Annotated in this window: 2 protein-coding genes; both read left to right on the top strand. The window is 34.2% G+C overall.

The features are described from left to right. The coding region (locus PLA12_14715; protein HOQ33742.1) for a hypothetical protein at nt 1-497 on the top strand (497 nt) is incomplete at its 5' end. A 38-nt stretch (nt 498-535) separates the two neighbouring features. Then, nucleotides 536-1873, top strand: a complete 1338-nt coding sequence (locus PLA12_14710) for a hypothetical protein (GenBank protein ID HOQ33741.1) — start codon at nt 536-538, stop codon at nt 1871-1873. Nucleotides 1874-2113 lie beyond the last annotated feature (240 nt).

Here is a 2113-nt window from a genome sequence, read left to right as displayed (position 1 = left end):
CCCTGATTTTTATCCTGCTTTTGTTCAGTGGCATCACGGCCATTTTTATCCAATCCCATGTCTACGCTATGTCACAAAAAGATAACACATCCGGCTTTGATTGTATTAATAAAGATTGTCCTAAGACAGATTTTACCCCACCATCAGGTCCATATAATCCTGATTGTGCTCAAGAAGGACCAACATGTGTCTGTAGAAGAAGTGAAGTGGTATATTTCTGTGCACGAAATCAATACCAAGTATGTTCTGGAACTGTTGTAGGAGGTTGTAATGATGGGAAACCTTGTTCCGAAAAAGATTGCACACATACTCCAACAGGGTGCTCAGACTCAGAATATGGTTGCGAGTTTCCTAATTGTGGTACATGTTATAAAGGTCAATTAGATAAAGATGAAAGTAAATGCTACCAAACTAACCAATTGGGTTGTGCTACTGTATACAATGGTTGCAAATATAAAATTGTAGGAACTGTAGATAATTACCTTCCTTCTTCATAAGAAATTATTACTGAAATAAAACTAAAAGGGTGTTTTTCGTGGAGAAAACAATAATAAAGTCATATGGATTATTGGTTTTATCATTTTACCTTTGTTGCTCAGCATATACTGAATTTTCGTGTGAGGTATCGAGAGAACATCCAGAAGTAAAACGAACTATTCAACTTTGTGAAGAATTAGAAAATCGTATCCAAACGGTAAAGTTAACTTATACTTCTGTAATAGAGGAAAATTATCCGGGTGGAACGAATGGAACTTTTCAGTTAGATTTTATTTACTCGGGAGACAATTATCTCTTGATAATTACTCAACCCGTTAAAGATGTAACAATATCTAACATAAAACAAGAATTATCAGAAATAAGTCGATTAGAAACGGATAAACCTAAAAATATTTTAGAAGAATTCTTATATAATCGCATTCAAAAAATATACGGTCAACAGGAGAAAAAATCTCTTACTTATTATGATTTTGCCTCTACCTATGAATATTTTTATAAAGGGAAATATACAAGATATCAACTTTTCTCCAAAGGAGAAGAAACTAATACTATCCCTTTTCCACAAGGAATAGTAGGAATGACTCCTTTCGTGTTACAATATAAGGATCCTAGAATCCTCTGGGGTAAAGGAGGTATTATTTATGTATTTAAAGAATCAGGTGGAGAAGAAATTGGTGATATACCCGTAACATTCTCTGATTTTTTAAAAACAGATGGTAAATACAATTACAAAGAAGAAGGAGGATATAAGATACTCTGGCATGAAGCACAACTTGAAGACAAAAATATTTATCAATACGATTTCTGGATAGACAATGAAGACAGAATTATAAAATGCAGAAGTGTAAGCAAACTATATTTTATTCTTAATTCTGAAGAAAGACCAATAGCAGAGAATATTTTAGGGCAAACAATAACTTGCGATTCTTATGAGTTTGTAAATAGAGAATGGAATTTTTCAAGATTCCATCCCCAATTAAAAATTCCTTTAGAAGTAGAGCAAATAAGTTATAAAACAGAAATAAAAAAAGAGGAAGAAAATAAGTTTGAACAGATTTTTCAAGAAAAAGAACAAGGAAAAATATCTCGTGCAGAGTATATAGCCCGAACTCTACCTATGAATAACACTCCTTTTATATTTTGTCATTCCCGCATATTAGTTCATGAAAATAGTTTAAGAGTAAACGAGCCGATAGATGAGAATACATTTATTAGCCCGGTAAAACCACCTGAAGAAACTCTGGAAGAAACAGAAAAACAATCCCGATTCCCATGGTATCGCAGGTATACGGGGGTAATATTTGTAGGAGGGTGTATTGCATTCACATTAATACTCATGTTTCTAACTCGCCGCTATCTGGGTTGGGGGATGTAGATGCTACAAAGAGCCAGAAAAGAAACTATTTCCCTTTTAAAAAACTTAAAAGAGGCTAATCTATGTTTCCTATACTGAAAATAGGGGATTTTCCATTCCAGTTATATGACTTCTTCAATTTTTTAGCGGTGTTGATGGTGATTGTGCTGGGGTTGAGGTGGAATTATAGACGCAGGGAAAGATACCCAATGGGAATAGGCATCCTGCTATGCGTTGCCCCATTCGCATTTATCCTCGGTC

This window comes from Candidatus Hydrogenedens sp., from assembly GCA_035378955.1.
GTDB lineage: Bacteria > Hydrogenedentota > Hydrogenedentia > Hydrogenedentales > Hydrogenedentaceae > Hydrogenedens.
Note: the sequence above shows the minus strand (reverse complement) of the source record. Positions and strands in the feature narration are given on the sequence as shown.